The sequence below is a fragment of the Ruegeria sp. YKSD163 genome (assembly GCF_059612905.1).
This window is the reverse complement of the sequence record NZ_JBXWRM010000015.1, coordinates 1-26,282: the sequence shown is the minus strand read 5'-3', so window position 1 is coordinate 26,282 and position 26,282 is coordinate 1. Positions and strand designations below refer to the sequence as shown.

Here is a 26,282-nt window from a genome sequence, read left to right as displayed (position 1 = left end):
GATGATATGTTAAATAGACGTCAACTACTCGGAGCCGGTGCCGCAGGTGCGACGCTGGTATCCTCCAAAGCCTGGGGCCAGACACTGAACATGGGTCTGCCGGAAGCGGCACTGATGGATACCGCTGCCACACAGGTGACGCCGCGCCCCTCTTCGGGCGTGGATTATACCCCTGTTGTCACGCTGAACGGCTGGACGTTGCCTTATCGGATGAACAACGGCGTCAAGGAATTCCATCTTGTTGCCGAACCCGTCGAACGCGAGATGGCCGACGGCATGATCGCGCATCTCTGGGGCTACAATGGCCAATCGACCGGTCCCACGATCGAGGCGGTGGAAGGTGACCGTATCCGAATTTACGTCACCAACAAGCTGCCGGAAGCGACTTCCGTGCATTGGCACGGATTGATCCTGCCATCAGGCATGGACGGTGTTGTTGGATTGAGCCATCCCGGCATCAAACCAGGAAAGACATTCGTCTACGAATTCGACCTGATCAAATCCGGGACCTTCATGTACCACCCGCATGCGGATGAAATGACCCAAATGGCGATGGGCATGATGGGGATGTTCGTGGTCCACCCGAAGGACCCGACGTTCATGCCAGTGGACCGCGATTTCCTGATCATGCTGAACGCGTTCGACATTGATCCAGGTACCTATGTCCCTCGCATCATGACGATGACAGACTTTAACCTCTGGACGTGGAACAGTCGCATTTTCCCGGACATCGACCCGCTGGTCGTCAACAAGGGCGACCGCGTACGGGTTCGGGTCGGCAACCTGACCATGACAAACCACCCAATTCACATGCACGGCTACGACTTCAAAGTCACCTGTACGGACGGTGGTTGGGTTCCGGAGTCCGCTCAATGGCCGGAGGTCAGCATCGACATCCCGGTGGGTGCGATGCGCGCCTACGAATTTGTCGCAGACCACTTGGGGGATTGGGCGATTCACTGTCACAAATCGCACCACACAATGAATGCGATGGGACACGACGTGCCCACATTCATCGGTGTGAACAAGAAGCCGCTCACGCAAAAAATCCGCCAGTTTCAACCCGAGTATATGCCCATGGGGACAGCTGGCATGGGCGACATGGGCAAAATGACCATGGAGCTGCCGGACAACACAATCCCGATGATGAATGGCTGGGGCCCGCATGGGCCGCTTGAGATGGGCGGCATGTTCTCAGTCGTGAAGGTGCGGGACGGCATCGACGCGGACGATTACTCTGATCCGGGCTGGTACGAAAATCCTCCCGGTGAGCAAGCCTACGAATGGACTGGGGAATTGCCGGAATTCGCGTCGAACCACAGCCCCAAAACAATCCTCACTCCGAAGCCAACCTCTAAAGGCTAACCGGCCTTTACAGGAACTCGAACCAACTCAAAAAACAGGAAAAACTGATGAAGAACCTTCTTTTGACAACAGCGATCGCTCTGACGCTTGGGATGCCAGTCTATGCTGCAGGCACCCATTCTGGCGGTCATGACGAAGTAAAAACCGACGAGGCGCACGGTCACGGCGAGGAGGCCCATGGCCACGGCAATGATGCTCACGGCGACGCGCACGCTGAGATGGCGGCGGGCATGCCGGGAATGGCGAATGAAGTTTCGCGGACGATCAATGTGATCATGCGCGAAACGGACGACGGCGAGATGATCTTTGAACCGAGGAGTTTTGAGTTCGAAGAGGGTGAAACGATCCGCTTCAATGTGATGAATGAGGGCGAAATTGAGCATGAATTCGTCATTGACGATGTCGCCGGAAACGCCAAGCACAAGGAAGCGATGGCGGCCATGGATATGGAGCATGACGACCCGAACTCGATACGTCTCGATGAAGGCAAATCGGGGGAGGTCATCTGGAAGTTCTCGAACGCAGGGACGTTCGAATTCGCTTGTCTGATCCCAGGTCACTACGAATCCGGCATGCATGGGCCCATCAAAGTGTCGCAGAAGGTCGCCCAAGCCGAGGTGGAGTACACCCAGGGCACGGTCAAGAAAATCGATGCCAAGGGCGGCAAGGTGACGATCAACCACGGGCCGCTGCTCAACCTCGACATGCCCGCGATGACAATGGTGTTCAGAGCCGATGAGGCAATGATTGCCAAGATGTCTGAGGGTCAAGCTATCGAATTCGTGGCAGAGCCAGTGAAGGGCAAGCTGACCGTCACTCAACTCAAGTGATCTCCAAAGGAGGCGGTGCCCGGTATCGCCTCCTTTCACCTCACCTCGGTTTTGAATGGAGTGACGATGCTGCTCAGTTACACACTTCTCAAATTTGGCCGCTGGTGCAAGAAACCGAAACGGCTGACAATAATGCTGACTTTAGGGGTCAGCATCAGCCTGTCATCCCAAGTTGTCTTCGCAGACTCTGGAATTGGCGACCGGCCGCATGAGAAGGCCTACGACCATCCTGGGCACGTTGCAATCGGAAGACCGGGCGCTGGCGCTAATATTAGCCGCACCATCGCAGTGAACATAAAAGAAACCGAGAGCGGCTATATGCTGTTTGAACCTGATGTGATCCACATCGAGCACGGTTCTGTGGTGCGGTTTGAGATTACCAACTCAGGGTCTATCGATCACGAGTTTTTTCTGGGATCATTTAATGAGATCGCCAAGCATCAGAAATGGATGCGAAGGCATCCTGATATGGAGCACGACGATCCGAATTCGGTCACAATCCCAAGCGCAAAGACTGCGACGTTGGATTGGGAGTTTTCGGACATAACCAATCTGGAATTTGTTTGTCTGATCCCGGGTCATCGTGAGGCAGGCATGTTCGGCGTGATCATCGTGCATGACCATTTCCGCCCCAGATCAAAGGGTTAAGAGTTTGACGCATGTCCCTTTTGGATAGATATCATGTCATCGTTCACGAAATATCCTCCGTGTTTGGGTATGATTATCATGATTCCACCCCTGATTGGGTTCACCCTTTCATACACCTGATCCTCGTTTTGGCGCCGGCACTTCTGGCCGCCGTTGCAAGTTATCTCACGGTTCGACTTGTTCTTAAACATTGGCGTCGTTCGAGAATAGTCACACCGCAGAAGGAATGGATCCGCGGTCTGGATCCTCGTCTATTTAGCTCCGTCCTGCGGCATTCGCGAAAGCAACAGGCAATGATGATCACGTTGAGCCTTGTCGCCATGCCCATATTGTATCTGACACTCGAGTTGCCGAAGCAAATCGTGAACAATGCATTGGACTCTGATCGGTTCCCAGTCCGTTTTTGGGACTATGAATTTGACCAGGTGGCGTTCCTCCTTGTTTTGTGTGGCCTCTACTTGTTTGCCATCATACTTAGCGGACTGAACAAATACATCCTGAACGTCTTCAAGGGCTATGTTGCCGAGAGGTTCCTGCGTCGCTTCAGATTATTGGTTTTCCGTCAGTGGCGCAGTGATCCGGATTCCAAGAACCAGAGTGAGATTGTTCCCATACTCGCACAGGAGGTTGAGCCAATCGGTGGCTTCGCGGCCGACGTGCTTACGCTACCCATCATGCAGGGGGGAACCCTTGCGACCATTCTCTTGTTCATGTTCATGCAAGACCCGGTTTTGGGTGCAGCTGCGCTGACTGTCTTGCCGATACAACTTATCCTGCTTCCAAAACTGCAAAGACGGGTGAATATCCTTTCTAGAAAGCGAATTTCCGAGGTTCGCCAACTGGGCAAGCTTCTGAGCGACCAACTACGAGGAGAGGCAGCCGGGTCCCAGCCTCTTTTACGGACAAGCACCAGCTTTCGTGAGCTTGAGCAAGTAAGACGTCGCATTTTCCAGTTGAAATTCTTTATTAAGTCTTTGAACAACTTTTTGACCGCGCTGACGCCATTCCTATTCTACTCCCTAGGAGGGTACTTCGTTATCGAAGGACGCATCAGCCTTGGTGCGCTAGTTGCTGTGCTGGCGGCACACAAAGATTTTTCAGCGCCTCTGAAAGAGCTGTTTCGCTATTATCAGACTCTGGAAGACACCCGGATTAGATATCACGAGATAACCACATTCTTCTCAAAGGTTGAGGCAAACCGAAAGGAAGTGCCAAGGCATGATTTTGCTTTGGAGGTAGTACATGCGTGATTTTCGTTCTGCTTCCGGTGGGTGATTAGGAGAAGTCTGCCGACGTATGTGGGCGGACCAAACATCGAAGGAATAACAATAATGAGATTGGCGGCCCTATTCTTTGCCTTAGTCGCGTTGGCGGCAGGTGTTTGGTAGGCGTTTTGTATGATCAATTGGATTGTCGCCAGGGCTGCGTTTTGAATCTATTGCGTGTGCAATTTTGGTATTGCCCTCGATCGACAGTTACCAACCGGATGATTTCCGGAAATTCCCGCTGCTGTTGACATGAAAAAGGAAGCCCAGTGTCGCTGACGACAACAACCAAGATCGTTATGGCCATGCTTTTGTGGGCCCTGTGCTTCCCGCTGATCACGGCGGGACTGCAGTATTCGCCACATCTGACGTTTGCGACACTGCGTGCGGTTCTGGCCGGTGTCGCGTTGGTGCTTATTGCAATATTTTTGGGTCGGCCGATTCCGCATGGCCGTCGCACATGGCTGACGCTTTGTGTTGTTGGCGTTGGCGCGACAAGTCTGGGTTTCGTGGGAATGTTTCATGCGGCAGAATTCGTATCTCCCGGACTCGCTACAGTTGTCGCCAATGCTCAGCCGCTACTTGCCGCGATGCTCGGTGTCGCATGGCTTGGCGAGCGACTGGCGAAGGTCGGGTGGGGCGGGCTCTTGATCGGTTTCGCCGGGATACTTGTGATCGCACTGCCGCAATTGGAAAACGAAGTGCAGGATGAAACGGCCATCGGCTTTGCGTACATTGTTCTAGCAGCCGTTGGAGTGACGATCAGCAACGTGGCTATCAAATCTATCGCAGGTGAGGTTGACGGTCTGTTTGCAATGGGATTTCAGATGCTGATCGGCAGCGTGCCTCTTGCCGTGGCGGCCCTACTCCTTGAAGATCAATCTGCCATCCAATGGACATCGGTTTTCGTAATGTCGCTGTTGGGTCTGGCCTTGTTTGGCTCTGCATTGGTTTACTGGCTTTGGTTTTCTGTGCTGGAGGTCGTGGAACTAAACCGAGCGATCGTGTTCAGCTTCTTAGTGCCGATTTTCGGCCTCACAATTGGTGCACTGTTCTTTGGCGAGCGTCTTTCCGCTGTCCAACTCTTCGGCATCTTATTGGTCATTGTGGGCATTTCGTTCGTCAATCTTAACGGTAGACTGCAGGATCAGCTTAGCAAAATCTAGAAAGGAAAAAATCAATTCAATGAGTTAAGGCGCTCCGGTTATCGTGGTTGTCGTCGTCGAATGACTTCTCAGCAAAACGGAAGAGTCTTCATGGAATTCGGCGCGATGAAACGAAAGGAGGATGGATAGTTCATGTTAGCGTCTCGAAGCATTGAATGTGAAGAAAGACGATGATCTCGTTGTTGATCGATTAAATCTCTGAAAACTTGGAAAGGACAGGAACGTTATGGTACTGCAAGATACCGGAAAAGCGAAGGTGCCGGACACCTCGCCGGAACGTGCGTTGCTGGATGGACGGACCGCGTTTCTGGGGTTTCTGATCAAACGGCTTGGAAATCGGGCGGATGCAGAGGATGTCCTGCAAGACTTCTGCATTCGCGTGCTGGGACGCAAGGATCAGCTCAGAGACGTCGAACGGATGGATGCCTGGCTCTATGCGATCCTGAGGTCCACTTTGAATGACTTCTACCGCAAGGGCATGCGGCGTGGTCGATTGGATGCGGCAGTGGCGCGCGAACCGGAGGAATGGATCGCCGATGCGCCGACTCAGATGGCGCGGTTGTGCACCTGTCATCGCGGACTAATCTCCGAACTGCGCCCGGCGGATTCGGAACTACTCCGGCGCATCGACTTCGGCGAAGAGGACCGCGAGCACGTAGCGCGCGACCTTGGACTGACCCGCAACGCCCTTGGCGTTCGGCTACACCGGGCGCGCACGGCTCTGCGCGAGGCGCTGACAAATCATTGCGGCGCTTGCTGCCAAGATGACCGTGACGATTGCTATTGTCAGCCTGAGGGTTGCAAGAACGCCGAGCACGAAACTGATTGCGAAGCAGAGCAGCAGAGTTCCTGATCGAAACGCGGTCGGTTCTGTAACGTTTTCCGTCCACCGACGTCTTCTTCTGTGACTTCGCCTTATAGCAGCACAGCAGGAGGAACCGGAACATGCCACGGGTCAGGACGAATGGGCGCTCGAGAACAACGGAATCGTCGCGGGATGCCGCCGTTCCGGGGCTCGTGTCGCGGATGATATGCAATTGTGCAGAGCCTCCCGCGCATTCAGACGCTCCGATGGCACTGGCCTTATTCCATCGCGTGGGAGTCTTGAAGCAACCCTTGGAATTGGCAGCGCGCGCACTGGGTCTGAAACCCGGTGATGCGGCCTACCTGCTGGCCGGTCTGCGCGAGGATGTCGCAAAGGACATGGCACTTGCGCTTCTTGCAGGGCGGCCATCCAGAGAAATCAATGATCAGAAGGGAACTGATGATGAATAAGAGCTTGCGACTTGCAACTGTGACGCCCACTCAATCCTCACAACCTGTGCCGGAACAGACCTCGGCTGGCGCGAATGTGCCGTACGCCCAAGACGCCTTCGAACGCTGGCTGCTGTTCCTTGATACCTTACGTGAACGCGCGGATAACATGATCGCGCATGACCGGCGGGGCATGCCGCCGCTTCTGGATTTCGATTACGAGCTTTCGCTGGATGCCCGCACTTTCGAGCGGCCCGCCAATTATGCGCTGCTCAGGATCACGCGAGTTGGAGACGATTGCTGGGAGGATTGCGTGGACGAGGCGAAACCGCCGGTCATCGTCATCGATCCGCGCGCAGGGCACGGGCCGGGCATTGGCGGCTTCAAGCACGACAGCGAAGTCGGCATGGCTATGCACGAGGGCCATCCAGTCTATTTCGTGATCTTCTTTCCAGAACCCATGCCCGGCCAGACGCTGGCTGACGTACACCATGCCCTGCGCGATTTTGTCTCCGAAGTCGCCCGCCGTCATCCGGATACAGCGCCTGTTCTCTACGGCAATTGCCAGGCCGGATGGGCAGTCGCGCTGCTGGCCGCCGATTGCGACGGTCTGACCGGGCCCATCGTGTTGAACGGCTCTCCGCTCAGCTATTGGTCGGGCGAGGCGGCCACCAGCCCGATGCGGATGCTCGGCGCGCTCACCGGCGGGTCGTGGGCGGCGCACATGATCGCCGATCTGGGCGACGGGCGGTTTGATGGCGCGTGGCTGGCGCAGAACTTCGAGACCCTGCAACCCGAAAAGGCGATCTGGGAGAAATACGCCAACCTCTTTTCCCATGCCGACACCGAGCGTGAGCGGTTCCTCGACTTCGAACGCTGGTGGAATGGTTACTACACGCTGAGCCGCGAGGAAATTCTTGGCATCACGCAGAACCTTTTTATCGGCAACCGGCTGGAGCAGGGCGAGATGCAACTGGACGCACATTGCACCATCGACCTGAAACGGATTCGCAACCCGATCATCGTCTTTACCTCGGAGGGCGACAACATCACCCCGCCGCAGCAGGCGTTGGGCTGGATTGCCAAGCTGTATCCTGACACCGATGCGCTCAAGGCCGCAGGACAGCGCATCGTCTACATGACGCACGAGACTGTCGGGCATCTGGGTATCTTCGTCTCCGGTTCCGTCGCGCGGCTTCAGCATCGGGCGATCCTGGAAAGCCTCGAGACGGTCGAGACGCTGGCGCCCGGGCTTTACGAGATGCTCATCGACAGCCGTTCCGGCAAGGCAAAGCGCAAGACCGGCGACTACGACGTGCGCTTCGAGCCGCGCGACGTCGACGATCTCGGTTTTGGATCAGACCATGGAGCGCTGGCCCAGGTCGCGCAGATGTCACGGATCAACGAGGCGGCCTATTCGACATTTGTTGGCCCTTGGATCAAGGCCGCGACGTCCCCCGCCAGTGCCGAGATGCTGCGCGTCCTGCATCCGATGCGATGGACCAGAACGATGTTTTCCGACCGTGTGAACCCATGGATGGCATTAGTGAAATCAACCGCGGAAACCGTACGCGAGACGCGGAATCCCCTGCCGAAAGACCATCCTGCCATTCTTTTTGAACGCGCGCTGTTGGCGCGTACCGGCGAGAGCCTGGCGTCATTGCGCAACGCGCGCGACGCATGGCTCACACATGTCTTTGGCGTGATGTACGGCAGTTTCCCCATCGCTGCCACTGGCACGCAGGCAGACATTCAGACCACCACATCCAGCAAGGAGTGAACGATCATGGAATGGCTTACTGAAAACTGGATTCTGGTCCTCGTGATCGGCGGAATGGCTGCGATGCATCTCTTCGGGCATGGACACGGTGGGCATAAGCACGGCAAGACCGCGAAGCGTCAAACTGCACAGAAGAAGGTGCTAGACGCACCCGCCGATACCCGGGTTCAACCGGAAGATGCCTGACTTCCCCGAATGCTGCGATCCTATGGGACTTTTGGACCTGTCCGGTCGCAAGGGCCTGGTCATCAGCAACTGATCGAGCTTCAACACAGTATTTGAGAAGGAGACAACGACATGCAAGCCAAGGATATCATGACGACATCCGTAATCACCGTCCCGCAGGACGGAAAAATCGAGGACGCCGTGCGCCTGATGCTCGACCATCACGTCAGCGCGCTACCCGTGGTTGATACGGACGGCGACCTCAAGGGACTGGTCAGCGAAGGAGACCTGATGCGGCGCGTCCGAGATACCGACGGCCCGCGCCGATCCTGGTGGCTCGAACTGCTGAGCGGGTCAGGCAATTCTGCCCAGGAATTCGTCAAGCTCAACAGCCATCATATCGCGGACGTGATGACCCGCGATGTCGTTTCGGTCGAAGAAGACGCACCGGTTGCCGAGATCGCGCGCCGTCTGGAAAAGCACCGGATCAAACGGGTGCCGGTGCTGCGGGAGGAGCGCGTCGTTGGAATTGTCAGTCGGGCAAATCTGCTCCATGCCTTGTCAGCAATTCCTGACGGGGCACTGGGGGAACCATCGGAAGATGATCGGGTGCTGCGCTCGAAGATAGATGAAGCCCTGAAAGAGGTTCCCGGTGCGACAGTCAATTTGATCAACTACACCGTGGACAAGGGCAATGTCGCAATCTGGGGCGTTGCAGACAGCGATTTCGAAGAGAACGCCATTCGGGTCGCCGTGGAAAACGTGTCCGGTGTCCATAGTGTTGACATCCACATGGGCCGACTGGCGGCATGGGCCTACGGCATTTGAGAGCGCATGCCCAAACAGATACCGGCGATTGGAAGTCGGCACAGCATTTGCGTGGGGATGATCGACCATCGCGGGAGCGGAGACAGAGCTCCAAAAAATACCGACGGACACGATTTGTCGGGTCCCATTCGAACTGACCAACGAGTGAGAGGACAAGCAGGGCCTCTTTCAAGGGGGTATATGGATCCGTGTGTCGCTATTCCGGAAAACGATTGCCAAGGCGTTAATATTAGGGCGTTTTTCAGCGGCGCAGCTACCGGACCTCCTCCCCGAAATCATGATACTTTTCTTTTTCTGTAACGTTCTTTGACGGTGAGCGTCTACTGAATGAACGCAAAATATCGAGGAACTTCAAATGGACAATCGTTCCAATACCCCGGCCCAAGACACTGGATCGTCGAAAGGATGCTGCGGAGGTGTGAATCAGACCGAGACTGTCGCCGAGAAAGAACCGCGACCAGCGGAAGACAGCAAGCCGGAAAAGTCGGGCAAAGGGGGCTGCTGTTGCAGCAACAACTGACGCATTGGCGTCTCTGATTCAGTCGGTGGCAACGCCGTTTCTGCTGAACATGATCAACTGAAGCAAAAAGGAAATACATAATGCAAACCTTCAAGATACTCGCGACTTCTGCAACGCTTTTGCTGGGTGCCACGGGTGCGGCTTTTGCCCAAGCTGGTCACGGTCATGGTGCTCAGCAGCCTGATGTGGCCACGGGAACAAGCGATAGCGAGTCTGGTCCCATGACTGGTGATCAGACCGACATGATGCAAAAGATGATGCCCATGATGATGGGCATGCACGCCCGGATGATGGATCATGGCGACAGACCGGGCATGGCTATGATGGATCGGGGCATGATGCAGATGATGATGGGCCCTGGAATGATGGGAGTACCCTCGGCCGAGGAGGCTACCGCGGCGATGCAAGCGCGGTTGAGCGAGTTTGACGCGGATGGCGATGGCAGCCTGTCCCTGAGCGAATTTGAAACCCTGCACAGCGCAATGATCCGCGAGTCAATGGTTGACCGGTTCCAGCATCTGGATGCCGACGGAGATGGCGCAGTGAGCCCCTCCGAGATGGTCGCCCCGGCCGGGCGGATGAACATGCGCGAGAGGATGGGCTCTATGTCGACGGATGATACCGACAACTAGAATATCGTGCCGGGTGAGCCAGCTTGCCCGGCATTCTACGGGATCTCTTTGTTCGCAATCTGATCTACAAAAAAGGAGCAAACCATGCTGCCAATAATCTATTTCACTTCGATAGCGGCGATCCTTTTTCTGGCCTTGCGCATGACCTGCGGGGCCTGTGTGATGGGCGCAGATACTGGGGCAGGGCGTTCAGGTTTGCCGCTTATGCCGCTGGGCTGGGCACTAAGCCTGTTTCTGGCAGTGACATTCGTGGTCTGCGTCGTGTTCGACCTGATTTTCCCCGACTACGCGATGTATGAAACCTGGGCTGGACTGCTGCCTGGGTTCGTCTGGCTGACCCCGGTGAGCTTCATTATCGGTCTGGTCGAGAGCTTTCTCTATGGCTGGTATGTCGCGTTGATCTTCGGCGGGCTCTTCAACGCCATCGCGAATAGGGAGGTAAAGTTATGACGACAACTCCCCAACCGATCAGTGGTACGCGTGTCGAATGATATCGACACATCACCCGTCGTCGCCGAAATCTGCCCCATGGTGATAAGAGGTGTTGACCTTCCAGCTACTAGACGAAGTACAGCAGTATGTATCGAAACATCGGGATTTTGCCGATGAGCAAGGAATCGAACGCGGTGTCTAACGACCCATGCGATGCGGACCCTGCGTAATCGGCCGCCGACCTAGGCTCGACACGCTGTCCTGACACCCACAACGACTTGAGAAACCCGAATACGTTTGAGGCGGACACATGAACCAAACACCCAATCCTGACCCGACGCAAGAGAGTGTGATCTATACTTGTCCGATGCATCCCGAAGTGCGCAAGACCGAACCTGGAGATTGCCCGAAATGCGGCATGCATCTTGTGCTTGAAGGCGAGCTTGCGGCACCGCAACATGATCACGCCGGACACGGTGCCGCGGACGGGCACGGCCACCACGCCCATGGGCATTTCGTTGCCAAGACTGGTGAAGAGGGAGGCAGATACGACACCGTGCCCGCCGGTTACCAAGGCGCAGTCTACACCTGTCCAATGCATGCCGAAGTCCGCAAGACCGATCCGGGATCCTGTCCAATCTGCGGCATGGGGCTGGAGCTCGAAAGCGCCACGATGGTCGAGGACGGACCGAACCACGAGCTGGTGGATTTCACGCGCCGGTTTTGGGTCGGCGCAGTGCTTACCCTGCCGCTGCTGGTTCTGACGATGGGCCCTTATCTAGGTTTTGGGGGCGTCCGCGACATATTCGGCGAACGCACGACCTTGTGGATCGAGCTTGTACTGGGCACACCCGTCGTCCTCTGGAGCGGCTGGCCGTTCATGGTGCGCGGCTGGAATTCATTCCGGACGATGAACCTCAATATGTTTTCGCTGATTAGCATGGGCGTGATGGCGGCCTGGCTGTTCAGCATCGTAGCCGTTCTTGCACCTGACATCTTTCCCGATGGCTTCCGCGATCCCGAAGGCCATGTTGGCGTCTATTTTGAAGCTGCGGCGGTGATCGTTACCCTTGTCCTGCTGGGGCAGGTGATGGAGTTGCGCGCCCGTGAAGGGACCGGCAAAGCGATCCGCGCGCTGTTGGACATGGCAGCCAAGACTGCGCGCGTGATCCGCGACGACGGGAGCGAAGAGGAAATTCCGCTGGAAGAGGTGCAAGTCGGTGACCATCTACGCGTGCGTCCCGGTGATAAGGTACCGGTCGATGGCCTCGTTGTCGACGGCCGCTCTTCGGTGGATGAAAGCATGATTTCGGGGGAGCCGGTTCCGGTCGAGAAAACCGAAGGTGACGTGCTGACGGGGGCTACGATCAACGGCACCGGCAGCCTGGTGATGGAAGCGACGAGAGTAGGAGCCGACACGATGCTGGCGCAGATTGTCGAAATGGTGGCGAATGCCCAGCGGTCGCGCGCGCCGATCCAGAAATACGCCGACAAAGTCGCGGGGTTCTTCGTGCCTGTAGTGATCGTGGTCGCCATCTTGTCGTTCATCGCTTGGGCGATCTGGGGACCAGCGCCCGCCCTTTCTTATGCCCTCATCTCTGCAGTGGCGGTCCTCATCATCGCCTGTCCCTGCGCACTGGGTCTGGCGACGCCAATGTCGATCATGACGGCCACAGGGCGCGGTGCCCAGGCGGGCGTTCTGATCAAGAATGCCGAGGCGCTCGAGCGGTTCGAGAAGGTAGACACTCTGATCGTGGACAAGACCGGCACTCTGACAGAAGGCAAGCCCCGGCTGATCGCGGTCCTGCCCGAACCGGGGCATGACGAGGCCGAGGTGCTGCGACTGGCCGCTTCGCTGGAACGCGGATCGGAACATCCGCTGGCCGAAGCCATCGTGCGTGGTGCTGAAGACCGCGGCGTGGATATGGCGAAAGCCAGCGATTTCGAGGCGGTGACCGGCAAGGGCGTCAAGGGTGTGGTCGACGGCCAAGCGGTGGCTCTGGGAAATCTCGCATTGATTTCGGATATGGGTCTAGAGGCCGGTGCGCTGACCGAAAAGGCTAACGCGCGGCGTGACGAAGGCGAAACGGTGATGTTCGTCGTACTGGAAGGCGCGATTGCAGGGCTGGTCAGCGTGGCCGACCCGGTGAAGGAAACGACGCCAGCTGCGCTAAAGGCGCTGCACGACTTGGGCTTTCGGATCATCATGGCGACTGGCGACAATGAACGCACAGCCAAGGCTATCGGAGCGCGGCTCGGGATCGACGAGATTCGCGCAGATGTTCTGCCTGAAGACAAGGCCCGGATCATCCGCGAGTTGCAGGAGGCCGGCCGCAAGGTCGCCATGGCGGGCGACGGCGTCAACGATGCACCCGCGTTAGCGCAGGCGGATGTCGGCATCGCCATGGGCACCGGTGCGGATGTCGCTATCGAAAGCGCGGGCTTCACGCTGATCAAGGGTAACCTTGACGGGATCGTGCGCGCTCGGCGTCTATCGCGCGCTACGATGCGCAACATCCGACAGAACCTGTTCTTTGCACTGATCTACAATGCCTCGGGCGTGCCAGTAGCCGCGGGCGTACTGTTTCCCTTCCTTGGCATCCTGATAAGCCCGATGTTCGCCGCCTTCGCGATGAGCGCTTCGTCCATCTCGGTTGTTTTAAACGCGTTGCGACTGCGCGGCGCGAAAATCTGACAAAGGAAAAGTGACATGGAAAAACCTTCGACACACGGCGATCATCACCCGCAGGACAATCCACCAAGACCGTCCTCGTTCTGGAAATCACGCGCGGGCATCTACCTGATCTTCGCGCTTGTCCTTGGTGGACTGCTGCTGGGTTACGAGCATCGGGTGCACATTCTGGGCAGCGGGTTGCTAATCTGGCTGCCTCTACTTCTCTGTGTCGGAATGCACTTCTTCATGCATGGCGGACACGGAGGCCACGGCGGACATGGCAAGGGAGATGATAAATGATGACTGATGCAGGTGCATCGTATGGCCTTTGGCTTCTGGTCTTCATCAACTCGGCTGTCTTCATCATTTTCGCCTTCAGCTTTTTCAAGCCGCAAACGTCCCGAGACTGGCGGAGCTTCGGTGCATTCAGCGCCTTTGTCTTGGCGCTGTTCACCGAAATGTACGGGTTTCCGTTGACGATCTTTGTGTTGTCCGGCTGGTTGCAATCGACATGGCCGGATATCGACTGGCTAGCCCACGATAGCGGCCATCTGCCCGAGATGATGTTCGGCTGGAAATCGAACCCGCATTTCGGACCGTTCCACCTGCTAAGCTTCGCCCTGATCGGCGGAGGATTCTGGCTGATCTCGGTGGCATGGCACCATCTGTGGAATGCACAGCGGCAGGGCCGGTTGGCCGTCACCGGGCCCTATGCGAGGATCAGACATCCCCAATACGTGGGGTTCATTTTGGTCATGCTAGGCTTTCTCGTGCAGTGGCCGACCATTCTGACACTGGCGATGTTCCCGGTACTGGTCTGGATGTACGTGCGATTGGCACGCAGCGAGGAGGCAGACACCCGCGCCCGTTTCGGACAGGTCTATGAGCAATACGCGCAGTCAGTGCCATCGTTTTTTCCAAGGTTTGCGGGGGCGGGCAGTGAGCAGGGCGGCCGCAAAATCTGAGGATGTGCGGAAATGAGGTCTGTAGCCAGAATTGCGAATTGTCCCCATTGTTGATTGCATTTTGTGCCTATTGCCCGCGAGAGCTGAAGGCAAGTAGGGTTCGTTCGGGTGCGATAGTGGAACTGCAGGAATAGGTTCTGGCCAGAACGGTGATGGGCCACAAGAATTGAAAAATCTGAAAACAGGCAAGAACTAATATGCAGCAAAGCCAGGAGAACAGCGATTATCGCGAAGGATCAATCAGCCTTGGCGGTGCCGTCGCGATGGGTACAGGCGTGATGATCGGGGCGGGAATTTTTGCGCTGACCGGGCAGATAGCCCAACTGGCCGGACCGCTTTTCCCGCTGGCCTTCATCGCCGGTGCCATCGTGACAAGCTTCAGTGCATACAGCTATATCAAGATGTCGAACGCCTGGCCCTCGGCGGGCGGGATCGCTATGATCCTGCAGAAATGCTATGGATCAGGCGCAGTCGCGGCGGGAGCAGCGCTTCTGATGGCGCTGAGCATGGTGATTGCAGAAAGCCTCGTGGCAAGGACATTTGCCACCTACGTCCTGCGCCCCTTCGACATCACCGGCGGGCCGCTCGTCCCCATCTTGGCGGTTGCAGTGATCGTTTTCGCGTTTCTCGTCAATATCGCAGGCAACCGCTCCGTAGGGCTGTTTTCGCTGATCATGGCGGCAATCAAGATCGGCGGCATCGCTCTCTTTGGTATTGCCGCTCTGTGGTCGAGCGGATTTCAGTTCGCCGCCGCATCGCAGACGGCTGAGCCATCAGGGATCGTGGGGTTCATTGCCTCTGTCGCACTGGCCATCCTTGCGTTCAAGGGTTTCACGACCATTACCAACAGCGGCGGAGAGATCACCGATCCCCATCGCAACGTGGGCCGCACGATCATGATCTCCATCGCGATCTGCGTGGTTGTCTACCTGCTTGTGGCGTTCGGCGTGGGCGCCAGCCTGACACTCGACGAGATCATTGCCGCACGTGATTATTCTCTGGCAGAAGCGGCGGCCCCCGCGCTCGGGCAGGTCGGATTCTATCTAACCGTCTTGCTGGCCGCCGTGGCTACTGCATCAGGCGTTCTGGCCAGTGTGTTCGCCGTGTCACGGATGCTCGCAATGCTGACGGACATGAAAATGATCCCGCACAGCCATTTTGGCATGTCTGGCACGATCCAGCGCCACATGCTGATCTATACGGTGGTGATTGCCTCGACACTGGCTGTGTTCTTCGATCTGGGCCGGATCGCCTCATTGGGCGCGTTTTTCTATCTCATCATGGATATGGTCGTGCATTGGGGCGTCTTCCGCTTCCGCCGGAAGGAGATCGGAGCGGCGGCGACTGTGTTGCTCTTGGCACTCGCATTCGATGCGGTTGTGCTGGCGGCCTTCACCGCGATGAAACTACAAAGTGACCCGGCCATCGTGCTTTATGCCGCCGTCGGAATTACCGCGGTTTTCATACTTGAACGACTGTATCTATCGCGCTGGCTCGCACCGCAAGGTGCTCACGAAAACTGATGCTAGAGGTTATTCGGACTTTCGCATGGGATACGACGCAAAGGTATCAGACAACGGGGAAATCATATGTGGAAGTAGTCAACTCGATCAAACACGCGCAAGTTGGCATATCACTCTGACACGAGACTGCGCACTGAAGCGGTGTCGAGCGCGTCGAGCACTGCCTGTGGCGTTAGAATCTCCGGTAGAGCGATGCCGGAAGGCGCCCCCGGCCCGAAGACGATATTGAACGGAATGCCGTAGCGGTCATATCGCTCGAGGAACCGCGTGATGTTGTCATCTGGCCGGGTCCAATCCGCTTGCATGGCGATCACGGAACCGTCGCGCAACCGCGCACGCACTGGATCCTTGTCGAGCACAAGAGACTTATTGGCTTTGCAGGTCAGACACCAATCCGCAGTCACATCGACGAACACCGTCTCTCCCTCGGAGACGCGGCGCGCGATGCCGAAGGGTTCGAAATCCTGCCAGCGAGACATCGCATCAACCCCCGCAGTGGTGCGGTCGGGCGTTGAGGTGAGGCCTGCCCCGAAAATCGCCAGAAAAACACAGGCGCTCAGAACCGCACGCCGTACCCATTGGCTTGCCTGTCGGATTGATGCCGCAATGATGAACATCGCTGTGAGTGCCGAGATGAAGGCAGCTGCCCGCCCACCCGCCACGCCGACAAGAACGAACAAAAGCCAAGCGGCTGTTGCCAGCAACAGACCGCCAAGAAGGAGCCTGACCAGAAGCATCCATCGCCCGGGCCGGGGCATCCGCGTGACCAACTCGGGACGTGCGGCAATGACGAGGTAGGGGAGGGCCAGTCCAAGACCGAGCGCTGTGAATATCACCATTACGTCCAGTGGTGTGCCCGCAAGCGCAAAGGTGATCGCGGTGCCCAGGAACGGGGCGGAACACGGCGTGGCGAGGATGGCCGCAAGCAGTCCGGTGCCAAAGTCTGAGATGTACCCGGCTCTGGCACTGCTGGCACCCAGGCGGTCTTGAAGGGCCGCGGGCAGGGTTATCTCGAATGCACCGAGGAGATTGGCGGCAAAGACGGCGATGACCATGAACATCAGAGTCACGAAGACCGGATTTTGGAACTGTATACCCCAGCCGACGGATACTCCGATCCATTGAAGAAACACTAAGGCAGCCGCAAGCGCCCAGACAAATGTCAGTACCCCCAAAGCTGAAAACAGGAATCCGTTGCGCGTCATCTGCCGGGTTTGACCGGTTGCCTTCAAAACAGATGTGAGCTTGATCGATAGAACGGGTAACACGCAGGGCATGACATTCAGGATCAGACCACCGAGAAAGGCGATGGCGGCCACCGCCACGACTTTCAGCACACTCGTTCGAGGGTTCGCGCTTGCAAACGGTGGGGCAGGGGGATCCGAGGTAAGAGTGATCGGCGCCGTGATTGCACGTGCGGTGTCTGTGATCGTCACCGAAGGCTCTGCGTGCTCTTCGGTCCAGGCGTTGATCGGTATTTGTGCCCAGAGTTCCGTTCTATCGCGATCCAACCGGATATCTGGTTTGCCAAAGGTCACAAGGGGTCCGAATTCCGGGAACACGTCGACCTCACCGAACGGTTTGTCGCTCGTTGCCACAACGATGAGAGCCGAGGCGCGCGCATCGAGGGCCGTGACCGATATTCTGATGTCGCTGTTCTCGGGTACCGCGGGAACGCGATCGGCATAAGTGGCAATCTGGCGAGCCGAGTTTGTATCGATCCCGATGCCTTGTGGCAGGGCGAGTGAAAGTTCGAAGTCATGGGGCACACAGACAGTCGAACATGTCAGCAAGGACACGCGGGCACGCAGTTCCAGAGGGTGGCCGGCGTCCTCAAGTCTCGCCCGGATCGGCAAGACAACCTGACCTGAATAGCCGAAGTTCTCGATCCCGAAAGCCTCGAAACGTTCCGGCGCGGGCCAGAGGAGTTCCGCAGACTTCAGATTGGTCGAACCAGCCCAGTCGAGTTTCGGTGCCAAGCCAACCTCGCCGGGCGTGCGCCAGTATCCCTTCCAGCCCTCGCCGTACTCCAGGGCCAATCCGAGTGAGACGAAGGCGGCATCTGGCGCAATCCCCTCTTCGGCCGAGATCAGACGCGCGGTTACGGCGGGGTTTGAAAAGCTCTCGGATTCGGCAGCCTTGACGGCATCGGATAGGAAGATGCCCATGCAACCGAGAAAGAAGAGCAGAGGCCAAGCCCCGAGGTGAGAAACCCGGACGGTCATTTGGATGAGCATGCGGTCAACGCAAAGCGCCAGGCAGGCTTGCCAAGGCCGCCTCGAGATCTGTCACCGGCAATCCGCGTTCGAACCAGCCTAGCCCCTTCGGTGATCCCAGCATGCCTTCCGACACATCGATGAAGCCCGTGTAGCCGGCTCGTTTCAAGACGCTCAAAAGACGGCCGCTGCGCCCGCCGGTGGCACAGATCAGCGCAATGGGTTTCTCGCCTGAAAAATCGCGTGCGGCGAACAAGCGCTGCTCGAACCCGGGTTCGTGCATACTGATCGGCCATGCGGCTTTTGCGACACCTGTTTCCACCCATTCGGGGCGCGATCGAATATCAATCAGGGAAATCTTGTCCTGCGCCAATGCGTCGGCCGTCTCGGCAGCCGTCCATATCTCACGCGTCGCGGCCGCAGCGACCTGGGGCCCCACGACCCACGTCGAGGCAAGCAGGATGAAGCACCGCCTATCCATATTGCCTCCACCGTTGATTGACGAGAAACGCCAAGACTTCCCGGGGCGAGCGTTGCAGCCTATGCAGCCGTACAGACATCTCGCCAACCCTCTTCGCGCTCCAACTCGATGATCTCGCGAACCATTCTGTCGCTGATCTGACCCTGGACGACTGTACGGCCGATCACGAGGGCCGGCGTGCCGACAAAGGCGAACACGCGTGCAAGCGCTGCACTGTCTTCCAGCTCGCGCGTGATCTCGGCACTCTCCATGTCGGTGATCAATTTCTTGCTATCGACGCCAATGTCATCGGAGAGGCGGGCAAGGTATTCCGGCGATGCTTGGAACGGCGTTGTCATCAAACGTTCGTGGAAAGCGACGTACGCGCCTTGCCGTTTCGCCGCAAGAGCTGCCTTGGCCGCAAGATTTGAGCTGTCGCCGAGGAGCGGCAATTCATGCCACGCCACTGCGATCTTGTCTGGCATCTCGCTCGTCATGTCGGCCAATCGTTTGGTTTGCACCCGGCAAAAGGGGCAATAGTAGTCCGAGAACGACGCCATCGGGACCTGGATAGGCGTGGGAGTCAGACCACCGTAAAGGGCCGAACAAATATTCTCGGAGACGCGCCCCAAGGCTGCGGCTTTCTGCGCCGCCACTTCGATGCTGTCCGCCGTGCCCAAGCCTACCAAAGGATCGAAGCCGCCTGACGTCTCACCCGCAACGAACTTGCGAAATCCTTCTGGTCTATCGAGCGCCTGCAACTCCAGTTTTTCCGGCAGCAAAGAGGAGACTGTGCGCAGGGCGGCGTACCCTGCGATGATCACACCGATCGTCAAAAGCGTTGACCGTTTCTTGGAGTCCATCTGATGCCTGATCTGACCTCGTTACCTTTCGGTCGTACTGCGACGTCTGATAAAAGGTCAACTCTACAAACTGATACATTTCCGGTCGTGAAAACAGGATGTTGAGCGAGTATCAAAGTATCACCGGATAGGGATAACGATCGGACAAAGAGGTGGACATGTATCGATTGGGAATAATTGCAGCGCTCTTTGCGACACCTGCCGTGGCCGATCCAGATGACTATGGCCACATGTCGGGCTGGGGATACGGGATGGGGATGATGTTTGGTCCAATCCTTTGGATCATCGTTTTGGGATTGGTTGTTGCCGGTGTCGTTTGGTTTATTCGCAACATGGATGGAGGAGCGACAAAGGCTGAAAAGTCCGATGCGATGAGCGAACTCGATCTGCGCTTGCCCAAGGGCGAAATTGACGCAGAGGACTACACCGCTCGAAAGAAGCTACTGACCGGCGAGTAGTGAATTGGGCACCTGTGTTCACTACTAGGCTTGGGAAACTCACGACGTACCCCTGGTACTCAACCAGTCTGACTCTATGAGGTACAAGTGACAGAAAAACAACTCGGGATGCTCGCTGCAGGTGGATCGGCTGTGCTCTTGCTCGCCGCATTCATCTTTCAGGCGCTCGGATATGCGCCCTGCGCGATGTGCATCTGGCAGCGGTATCCTCACGCCATTGCCATCGTTATTGGCGCGCTTCTGATGGTTGGTTTGCCCATCTTGCTGCTCTTGATGGCAGGTGCTGCCGCGGCCCTCACGACAGCGGGCATCGGGATTTTCCACACCGGCGTCGAACGGGATTGGTGGGAAGGTCCGACAGCGTGCACAGGCTCTGGTCTCGATATATCGAACTTGTCAGGTGCGGACCTTTTGCCCTCCGCGTCATCCTCACCATCAAACTTGGTGATGTGTGACGAAGTCGCGTGGGAATTCCTGAACCTATCTATGGCGAGTTGGAATGCGCTTTGGAGTTTCGTTCTAGCAGGGCTCTGGATCATGGCATTGGCCAAAGCAGCGCACGCTTATCGGCCACGTGAAAATCACACGCTGACCTAGCCATGAAGACGCGCCATTACACTCGCAGTGAGCGTCAGGCACAGAACTGTCAAAAGGAAGGCAAACAAAGCAACCACAACAGCCCCCGCTTTTTTCGGCAAAAGTCTGACGAATGGTCTCAGGATCAGTGAGTCTTCCGCCGCGGTGACATAGAGCGGCAGCGCACTTACCAGCGTAGCATACAGGTAGACCCCGGAAATATTTTCAAAGTGTGCGGACCGCGCCAGTGTGGGCGCAACCACTGAAAGAGCCGTGGCCCGACTACCTCCAAATGAGCCGAACCAACTGGCGGAGAGCACATATATGAAGGCGTGGAGAACGAGAAAGAGAGCGACGCGGATTACAAGATCGAGGAGAATGTACGACGCCGGATCACGGCCATTGGCGTCCTTGGCATTCAACACCGCAAACAGAAAGAAACCGACGTAGTTGACGATAAAGATGACCGGCAGCCCATTCGTCAGAACCTGCCTGAAAAATCGTGATAGCGCCGGTCCACCGTCCATCAACGCCGAAGCAAATCCAGGCGCACGCATGACATAAACGAGCAAGACCGGCAGGAGACCGATCAGGCTGAAGACCAAGACGTTCATCACAAATTGCACGCCCGGCATTTTGGTTGAGAAGAACCGTTGCATGTGAGCAGGTTGGCATGTCGGGAGACAACAGTCGACTTTCTCTGCGACCATCATTTATTCACATAAACTTCCTTATGCGATTTTATACTTAGTGTTGCGATAGTATATTATCGTATGTATGCTGACCCTATTACAGAGGGTCCTCAGCATGCGTCATCTATTCAAGAAGCTCCTCCCCTCGGTCGCAGTCGCTCTGACTGTGACAAGTACGTCTCTGCCGATGCCCGCCCGCGCGCAGACATACCCAATCGATTGCGCGATCCTCCTGTGCCTGTCTGGCGGCTGGCCTGCTTCCGTCCCTTGCGCACGAGCGCGCGCCGAATTCATTCGACGCATTACGCCATGGCCGGTGGAACCGCCGCTTCAAATCTGGCGCTGTCCTATGGGCGCGTCCCTTCAGACCGCTCCAGCAGAAGACAGTGCAAACCGCATCTTTGAAGCGTTTTTCCAGAACAACAGCACTAGACCGCGACAGTCTTTTCCAGCGCGCGTTACCGCTGATCCAATTATGGCTGCTTGGCGCATTCCAGAAACACCTAGTGACTTCGTTCCTGCCGACCAGGCCCTTCGGCTCATTCGAGATCGCGCGGACATCGATATCAGCGGACCTGAGTTCAACTTCGTACGATCCATCCGAGTCTTCGATGTCCGGTATGCGCGACAGCATGAATCCGGACGTGACGGCGACTGCAACCGTAGCGCCACCGTGGTCCTCGGCACATACGGAACCCAAGGCGATTTCGCCTGGCAGAGGTCTTCCATCAGCGCCCTACCCTCCGCCCATATCGGCCTCGAACGCTGGGGCCAGAACTGCCCCGGCATCTATCACCGTTCTGTCTTCGTCGACTGGCGTGACTATGAAGGGCACTACGGCTTTGAGCAGGTGAACTACTAGCACCGACAAAGACAGCGTTGGCATTCGTCCGTGTCGGCGTAAGTGCTCGGACCTACTCAATCACCGGTCGTTCGCTGCTGTCGAAGCCTAGGTCAGCTGACGGGACTTTCTTGCCGTTCGTTCTCGACAGTCCAATGTCCGCGTTCACGGTTGCTAATGTTCGCGGTCGCACAAATTGTGGTCAGCTAGCGACGCTAACACGTAGCAGTCCCCGGAAACGCCCTCACCGTTGCAGCCCTTCGATATCCGGCTGAGTTCTTTTTCAAGCGTTCGGAGGCGTTTGATCTTCGCGCGAACCTCTTCAAGTTGAGAGGTTGCGATGTCCGTCGCAGCCTCGCACGACCGGTCTGGATGATCCTGCAAGTCGATGAGCGAAGAAATGGCTTCAATTGAAAACCCAAGATCACGCGCATGGCGAATAAAGCTAAGTCGCTCTAACCCGGCCTTGTCGTATCGCCTTTGATTGCCGGACGTGCGCTCTGCTTCGGGCAATAACCCCATTTCCTCGTAATACCGGATAGTTGGAACCTTGACCTTTGTGCGCTTTGAAAGCTCGCCGATAGAATACATGAAGAAACCCCTTGAACCTCTAGTCACTAGAGACATTACAGTATGAGCAACCAAAGATGAAAGAGGATTCCCATGGCTGGTTGCTGCGGACATGACGCCAAGTTTGACGGCGTTTCAGACGATTATAAAAGACGGCTTTGGATCGTTATAGCGCTCAACGCGACGATGTTTTTTGTCGAGATGACAGCGGGTCATCTTGCCAAGTCTCAAGCGCTGCAAGCTGACGCTCTCGACTTTGCAGGCGATGCGCTGACCTATGGAATTTCGCTTGCGGTCATCGGGGCCTCGCTTCGCGCACGGACGAATGCGGCATTGTTCAAAGGTGTCAGCCTTCTCATGATGGGTCTTTGGGTGTTCGGATCAACGGTCTATCGGGTCTTCTATGTTGGCGTCCCAACCGCAGAGATCATGGGTATCGTCGGTTTTCTTGCACTGCTCACCAATCTGGCAAGCGTATTGCTGCTGGTCCGTTACAAGGACGGTGATGCCAATGTCCGATCGGTCTGGTTGTGTTCGCGCAATGACGCGATTGGGAACGTGGCCGTGATGTTTGCAGCCCTTGGTGTGTGGGGCACGTCAACCGGTTGGCCTGACCTGATTGTGGCAACCATCATGGCTGTATTGTTTCTGTCATCGGCCTTTCAAATTGTGCGCCAAGCTTTGGAAGAGCGACGGGGCATCACCAACCATGAGCATGTGGAAGTTTGATGCAGGCAGTCTTGATCGTCGTCGGCCTCGTGATGGCGGCAGGAACCCTAGCCGCGATACTTTGGTCCATTGCATACCCTGAGCGCCGTCTTTGGCCGCCGCAGCGCTATACCAAGGCGACCCCCGTTCTGGTCTGGATGCCGACGTTCACGCTGTTCGGAATTCTGATCGTCCTTGGGATCATGAATTGGGGGAGCCTGCCAATCCCGACTTGGTTACGGTTCGGTGCTGGCATTCCTCTGATTCTGGTTGGAAACGTCATCGTGTGGTCGGAGGTTGCGCAGTTCGGGATAGCCCAGACAGGCGGCGCGAAAGGGTCGCTTCGAACGGGCGGCATGTATCGCTTTTCCCGCAATCCACAATATGTCGCCGATATTGCAATGATTGTCGGCTGGATCGTGCTTTGTGCGTCGACTGGAGCAGCGCTTATTGGTTTTGCCGGAATAGCCGTTCTAATCGCTGCGCCGTTCGCGGAAGAACCATGGCTCCAAGCGCAATATGGGTCCGTGTTTGAGGACTACAGGGCAATGGTCAGGCGGTTCTTGTAGACAAATGACCAATCAATAAAGCAGACCTTCGCCATGGTGCGGCATCTTGGTAGGTCTGGGCTCAGAGTCCGCATTCGCCGCGCGCGGCCCCAATGTCCGTTATGTCGGCGGACCTTATCCAACAAAGATGAACTGGCGATTGCCTTGGAGGCCTATCCGCCGCCGCCTCGTCCGATCCGCGTGAGCGCGTCGAAGTCGATTTCCTGCTTCTGTTCTTCAGACAGATCCGGCTGGGTTTCCAATACCGGCTGGGGCCCGTGGACGTCCCACATCACCGCGTGCACGCCTGTCGTCCAGCGATACACCCAACCAACCACGCTGCACCCGTCGGTCCCGATCAGATTGGCGATCGCGACGCCTTCTCCTCTATCATCGTTCACTGTTTACTGACTTCCTGCACTGAGGCTCTGATTTTGCAGCGTGACGAGGTACGGCGCTCGTCTGCACCACATGCCGCGCTTGGGGATGTTGGCTAATTGCTCTTTGTTGAGGAACTCATTTCACATGGGGACGCACAAAGCGGAGCGTCCCAAAATTACATACGTCTCAAATCTTGTGGTCGGGCTCCGTGGCGGCTTCGACGATCGACAGAACATCATTTTTGTCAAAGCCGATGACCCTCGCCAGAACTGTAAATTCCACGACGTCGATACGACGCTCCCCGCTTTCGAGACGTGCCACAAACGACTGGTGGCGTTTGAGCTTCGCCGCCAATTGCTGCTGGCTGAGACCCGCATTCTGACGTGCATCAACCAACGCACGGACGAGCGCCAACTGGCCATTTGTTCTGATTGTTTTCGCCACGCGTCACATACCTTTTGTGACGTCGCTAGCGGATGAAATCTGTTATCTAAAAAGTAGATATTTGAGGGTGTTATCGGCGTCTGGTTTCCAAAGCGTGCAGGTCTGATGCACACCCAATCGCCCATCAATCCCCCACCAGTTCTAGAAACCGACCGTAGTCCTGACTGACTTCGCGGGCTTCTTCGAAGGCGCGCGCACGCTCCTGCTCGAGGCAGCGGAAGTAGTCCTGAATGTCGGTGATGTAGACCTCAAAGTCCCGCCGGATGATATCGGCGTAGTCCCGGGCGACTTGCGAATCGCTTGGCACGAAGGGCCGGACCGGGGCGAGACAGGATTCTGCGTGGCTTGCAGCCGGAACGAGCAAAAGCAGTGCTACAGACTGCATGCCCACCCATCGGCTCAACCGCAGGTTTCTGAAACCCCTATTTTCCTTGATAGACGCCAATGGCCGTGCCTAGAGTTTGAGTAACCGAGATACAGCCGTATCTTCCGCATTATATCTTGCGGTTAATAATATACTATCGTAACTCTGGGCTTCAAGTGGGAATGCCCGGACGTTGCGCGTTTGAAGAAAGCGTGAGCCGGGCCATGAACTGGGACATCGAAGCACCAAATGTGGTTACGGAAGCACGTTTCCGCGAACTCGTGGAAAGTGGCTATAGCGCTGAAATCCTGTGTCAGGAGTCGGCACACAAGAAGGGCCCGAGCTATTACGGGGTCTGGATTATGCGCGTCGTCTCTGACGAGGGCGTGGAGAAGCTGCTGGTCACGGCCCGCACCCGGACGACTTACAACGACATCAAGATCCGCGAGTTCAAAACTATCACCGGCGTGGTCTCCTTCCTCATCGGGATCGGCTTCTCCCATGCTGATGTCCCGCTCGAAGAAGGCCAGCGGACAACACACAAGCTGGCTGCAACCGACAAAGGCGGCAGCAAGTAGCCTTCTTCTTTCTTGGTTCCTCACGGGTCCAGCGACAGCTCAAATGGTTCTGGTCATGGAGAGCGATGGCTCTCTGACCCCTTCCCGCTCCCAGGACAGCTTTGCCCGCAATTACAATGACGGCATTGGCCAGGGGTCCGCTGCTGACGAGTTGGCGATCCTCGGCGAGACTGACGCTGAGCCAGAAGACATCCAGGTTGCCGCAATTGCGCGGCCCGCTACCCTGCCCCGCGCCGATGTTCTGGCGGCCATCGAGGCTACCGGCCTTCGCTACGCCGGGCATCCCGGGCTTCGGCGCACGGATCTCTCGGTTCGCGATTGGCTGACTCTCTACCGCGCAAATATCGAGGTCGAGAGTGCCTACCGACAGGATGCAGTCTCGAGCGCTGGTGCCATCGGTCTGGGGCAGTTGATGCCCGCCACTGCCCGTGATCTCGGCGTTGACCCGCGTGACCCGCTGCAGAACCTCGACGGGGCCGCCCGCTACCTCGCGATGATGTTGGACACGTTCGGCGATCCACGCCTTGCCCTTGCAG

General features: G+C 56.9%; 31 protein-coding genes. 23 read left to right on the top strand and 8 right to left on the bottom strand.

What is annotated here, in order from left to right:
• Positions 1-6 precede the first annotated feature (6 nt).
• From AC2FNA_RS18030 to AC2FNA_RS17955, 16 genes are all read left to right on the top strand, one after another.
• A complete protein-coding gene (locus tag AC2FNA_RS18030; protein ID WP_496828902.1) occupies positions 7-1,365 on the top strand; it encodes a multicopper oxidase family protein in 1,359 nt (452 codons plus the stop codon).
• A 47-nt stretch (positions 1,366-1,412) separates the two neighbouring features.
• Positions 1,413-2,195, top strand: a complete 783-nt coding sequence (locus AC2FNA_RS18025) for a copper-binding protein (protein WP_496828900.1) — start codon at positions 1,413-1,415, stop codon at positions 2,193-2,195.
• 66 nt (positions 2,196-2,261) lie between these two features.
• Positions 2,262-2,843: a cupredoxin domain-containing protein gene (locus AC2FNA_RS18020; protein ID WP_496828898.1), complete on the top strand. Its 582-nt coding sequence runs from the start codon at positions 2,262-2,264 to the stop codon at positions 2,841-2,843.
• Between the two features lie 11 nt (positions 2,844-2,854).
• Positions 2,855-4,093, top strand: a complete 1,239-nt coding sequence (locus AC2FNA_RS18015; protein ID WP_496828896.1) for an ABC transporter transmembrane domain-containing protein — start codon at positions 2,855-2,857, stop codon at positions 4,091-4,093.
• 284 nt (positions 4,094-4,377) lie between these two features.
• The gene (locus AC2FNA_RS18010) at positions 4,378-5,274 is read left to right on the top strand and encodes a DMT family transporter (RefSeq protein ID WP_013959900.1); all 897 of its coding nucleotides are present in this window, start codon (positions 4,378-4,380) and stop codon (positions 5,272-5,274) included.
• Between the two features lie 226 nt (positions 5,275-5,500).
• Positions 5,501-6,127 (top strand): RNA polymerase sigma factor, encoded by a 627-nt coding sequence (locus AC2FNA_RS18005; protein WP_496828893.1) that lies wholly within the window; start codon positions 5,501-5,503, stop codon positions 6,125-6,127.
• A gap of 218 nt (positions 6,128-6,345) precedes the next feature.
• Positions 6,346-6,549: a hypothetical protein gene (locus AC2FNA_RS18000; RefSeq protein ID WP_496828892.1), complete on the top strand. Its 204-nt coding sequence runs from the start codon at positions 6,346-6,348 to the stop codon at positions 6,547-6,549.
• Positions 6,494-8,308 carry a DUF3141 domain-containing protein gene (locus AC2FNA_RS17995; RefSeq protein ID WP_496828890.1) on the top strand — a complete coding sequence of 605 codons (1,815 nt, stop codon included), beginning with the start codon at positions 6,494-6,496 and terminating at the stop codon, positions 8,306-8,308. Before AC2FNA_RS18000 ends, AC2FNA_RS17995 begins: the two co-directional genes overlap by 56 nt.
• A 6-nt stretch (positions 8,309-8,314) precedes the next feature.
• Positions 8,315-8,494 carry a hypothetical protein gene (locus AC2FNA_RS17990; protein ID WP_496828888.1) on the top strand — a complete coding sequence of 60 codons (180 nt, stop codon included), beginning with the start codon at positions 8,315-8,317 and terminating at the stop codon, positions 8,492-8,494.
• A gap of 111 nt (positions 8,495-8,605) precedes the next feature.
• The gene (locus tag AC2FNA_RS17985; RefSeq protein WP_496828886.1) at positions 8,606-9,301 is read left to right on the top strand and encodes a CBS domain-containing protein; all 696 of its coding nucleotides are present in this window, start codon (positions 8,606-8,608) and stop codon (positions 9,299-9,301) included.
• Positions 9,302-9,901: 600 nt separating this feature from the next.
• Entirely contained in the window at positions 9,902-10,453 is a 552-nt protein-coding gene (locus AC2FNA_RS17980) for an EF-hand domain-containing protein (protein WP_496828884.1), read from the top strand.
• Positions 10,454-10,537: 84 nt separating this feature from the next.
• Positions 10,538-10,903, top strand: coding sequence for a DUF5676 family membrane protein (locus tag AC2FNA_RS17975; RefSeq protein WP_496828882.1), 366 nt, complete (start codon positions 10,538-10,540; stop codon positions 10,901-10,903).
• 292 nt (positions 10,904-11,195) lie between these two features.
• Positions 11,196-13,580 (top strand): copper-transporting P-type ATPase, encoded by a 2,385-nt coding sequence (locus tag AC2FNA_RS17970; RefSeq protein WP_496828880.1) that lies wholly within the window; start codon positions 11,196-11,198, stop codon positions 13,578-13,580.
• Between the two features lie 15 nt (positions 13,581-13,595).
• Positions 13,596-13,859 carry a DUF2933 domain-containing protein gene (locus tag AC2FNA_RS17965; protein WP_496828878.1) on the top strand — a complete coding sequence of 88 codons (264 nt, stop codon included), beginning with the start codon at positions 13,596-13,598 and terminating at the stop codon, positions 13,857-13,859.
• Positions 13,856-14,524 (top strand): methyltransferase family protein, encoded by a 669-nt coding sequence (locus AC2FNA_RS17960; RefSeq protein ID WP_496828876.1) that lies wholly within the window; start codon positions 13,856-13,858, stop codon positions 14,522-14,524. Before AC2FNA_RS17965 ends, AC2FNA_RS17960 begins: the two co-directional genes overlap by 4 nt.
• A gap of 197 nt (positions 14,525-14,721) precedes the next feature.
• Positions 14,722-16,047 (top strand): APC family permease, encoded by a 1,326-nt coding sequence (locus AC2FNA_RS17955; protein WP_496828874.1) that lies wholly within the window; start codon positions 14,722-14,724, stop codon positions 16,045-16,047.
• A 110-nt stretch (positions 16,048-16,157) separates the two neighbouring features.
• Here AC2FNA_RS17955 and AC2FNA_RS17950 read toward each other — a convergent pair whose 3' ends face one another.
• The 3 genes from AC2FNA_RS17950 to AC2FNA_RS17940 are packed head-to-tail and all read right to left on the bottom strand — an operon-like array spanning position 16,158 to position 19,586.
• Positions 16,158-18,272 carry a protein-disulfide reductase DsbD family protein gene (locus tag AC2FNA_RS17950; protein ID WP_496828873.1) on the bottom strand — a complete coding sequence of 705 codons (2,115 nt, stop codon included), beginning with the start codon at positions 18,270-18,272 and terminating at the stop codon, positions 16,158-16,160.
• A 16-nt stretch (positions 18,273-18,288) separates the two neighbouring features.
• Positions 18,289-18,744, bottom strand: coding sequence for a rhodanese-like domain-containing protein (locus AC2FNA_RS17945; RefSeq protein WP_496828871.1), 456 nt, complete (start codon positions 18,742-18,744; stop codon positions 18,289-18,291).
• A 59-nt stretch (positions 18,745-18,803) separates the two neighbouring features.
• Positions 18,804-19,586 (bottom strand): DsbA family protein, encoded by a 783-nt coding sequence (locus tag AC2FNA_RS17940; RefSeq protein ID WP_496828869.1) that lies wholly within the window; start codon positions 19,584-19,586, stop codon positions 18,804-18,806.
• Positions 19,587-19,744: 158 nt separating this feature from the next.
• Here AC2FNA_RS17940 and AC2FNA_RS17935 point away from each other — a divergent pair, with 158 nt between their 5' ends.
• Positions 19,745-20,044 carry an SHOCT domain-containing protein gene (locus tag AC2FNA_RS17935; protein WP_111734085.1) on the top strand — a complete coding sequence of 100 codons (300 nt, stop codon included), beginning with the start codon at positions 19,745-19,747 and terminating at the stop codon, positions 20,042-20,044.
• Between the two features lie 87 nt (positions 20,045-20,131).
• Positions 20,132-20,641, top strand: coding sequence for a disulfide bond formation protein B (locus AC2FNA_RS17930; protein ID WP_429000143.1), 510 nt, complete (start codon positions 20,132-20,134; stop codon positions 20,639-20,641).
• Here the strand turns inward: AC2FNA_RS17930 and AC2FNA_RS17925 are convergent.
• Positions 20,638-21,279 carry a hypothetical protein gene (locus tag AC2FNA_RS17925; protein WP_111734087.1) on the bottom strand — a complete coding sequence of 214 codons (642 nt, stop codon included), beginning with the start codon at positions 21,277-21,279 and terminating at the stop codon, positions 20,638-20,640. The genes AC2FNA_RS17930 and AC2FNA_RS17925 overlap by 4 nt on opposite strands.
• Positions 21,280-21,427: 148 nt before the next feature.
• Between AC2FNA_RS17925 and AC2FNA_RS17920 the strand changes: the two genes are divergently transcribed.
• Positions 21,428-22,174 (top strand): hypothetical protein, encoded by a 747-nt coding sequence (locus AC2FNA_RS17920; protein ID WP_496828866.1) that lies wholly within the window; start codon positions 21,428-21,430, stop codon positions 22,172-22,174.
• 153 nt (positions 22,175-22,327) lie between these two features.
• Here the strand turns inward: AC2FNA_RS17920 and AC2FNA_RS17915 are convergent, their stop codons facing one another.
• The gene (locus AC2FNA_RS17915) at positions 22,328-22,744 is read right to left on the bottom strand and encodes a MerR family transcriptional regulator (RefSeq protein WP_293712831.1); all 417 of its coding nucleotides are present in this window, start codon (positions 22,742-22,744) and stop codon (positions 22,328-22,330) included.
• 72 nt (positions 22,745-22,816) lie between these two features.
• Between AC2FNA_RS17915 and AC2FNA_RS17910 the strand changes: the two genes are divergently transcribed.
• Together AC2FNA_RS17910 and AC2FNA_RS17905 are read left to right on the top strand one after the other, a co-directional pair.
• The gene (locus AC2FNA_RS17910) at positions 22,817-23,452 is read left to right on the top strand and encodes a cation efflux transmembrane domain-containing protein (protein ID WP_496828864.1); all 636 of its coding nucleotides are present in this window, start codon (positions 22,817-22,819) and stop codon (positions 23,450-23,452) included.
• Entirely contained in the window at positions 23,452-24,000 is a 549-nt protein-coding gene (locus AC2FNA_RS17905) for a methyltransferase family protein (protein WP_496828862.1), read from the top strand. The genes AC2FNA_RS17910 and AC2FNA_RS17905 overlap by 1 nt, the downstream gene beginning before the upstream one ends.
• A 152-nt stretch (positions 24,001-24,152) precedes the next feature.
• On the opposite strand, the gene AC2FNA_RS17900 is transcribed toward AC2FNA_RS17905, so the two are convergent.
• The 3 genes from AC2FNA_RS17900 to AC2FNA_RS17890 all read right to left on the bottom strand — a co-directional run bounded on the left by AC2FNA_RS17900 (position 24,153) and on the right by AC2FNA_RS17890 (position 25,189).
• Positions 24,153-24,380: a hypothetical protein gene (locus tag AC2FNA_RS17900; protein ID WP_194098540.1), complete on the bottom strand. Its 228-nt coding sequence runs from the start codon at positions 24,378-24,380 to the stop codon at positions 24,153-24,155.
• A gap of 166 nt (positions 24,381-24,546) precedes the next feature.
• Positions 24,547-24,804 carry a helix-turn-helix domain-containing protein gene (locus AC2FNA_RS17895; protein ID WP_194098539.1) on the bottom strand — a complete coding sequence of 86 codons (258 nt, stop codon included), beginning with the start codon at positions 24,802-24,804 and terminating at the stop codon, positions 24,547-24,549.
• 124 nt (positions 24,805-24,928) lie between these two features.
• Positions 24,929-25,189, bottom strand: a complete 261-nt coding sequence (locus tag AC2FNA_RS17890; protein ID WP_496828859.1) for a hypothetical protein — start codon at positions 25,187-25,189, stop codon at positions 24,929-24,931.
• A 203-nt stretch (positions 25,190-25,392) separates the two neighbouring features.
• Here AC2FNA_RS17890 and AC2FNA_RS17885 point away from each other — a divergent pair, with 203 nt between their 5' ends.
• Positions 25,393-25,746 carry a hypothetical protein gene (locus tag AC2FNA_RS17885; RefSeq protein ID WP_012187165.1) on the top strand — a complete coding sequence of 118 codons (354 nt, stop codon included), beginning with the start codon at positions 25,393-25,395 and terminating at the stop codon, positions 25,744-25,746.
• A 43-nt stretch (positions 25,747-25,789) separates the two neighbouring features.
• A partial coding sequence (locus tag AC2FNA_RS17880; RefSeq protein ID WP_496828857.1) for a lytic transglycosylase domain-containing protein occupies positions 25,790-26,282 on the top strand: 493 nt, incomplete at its 3' end.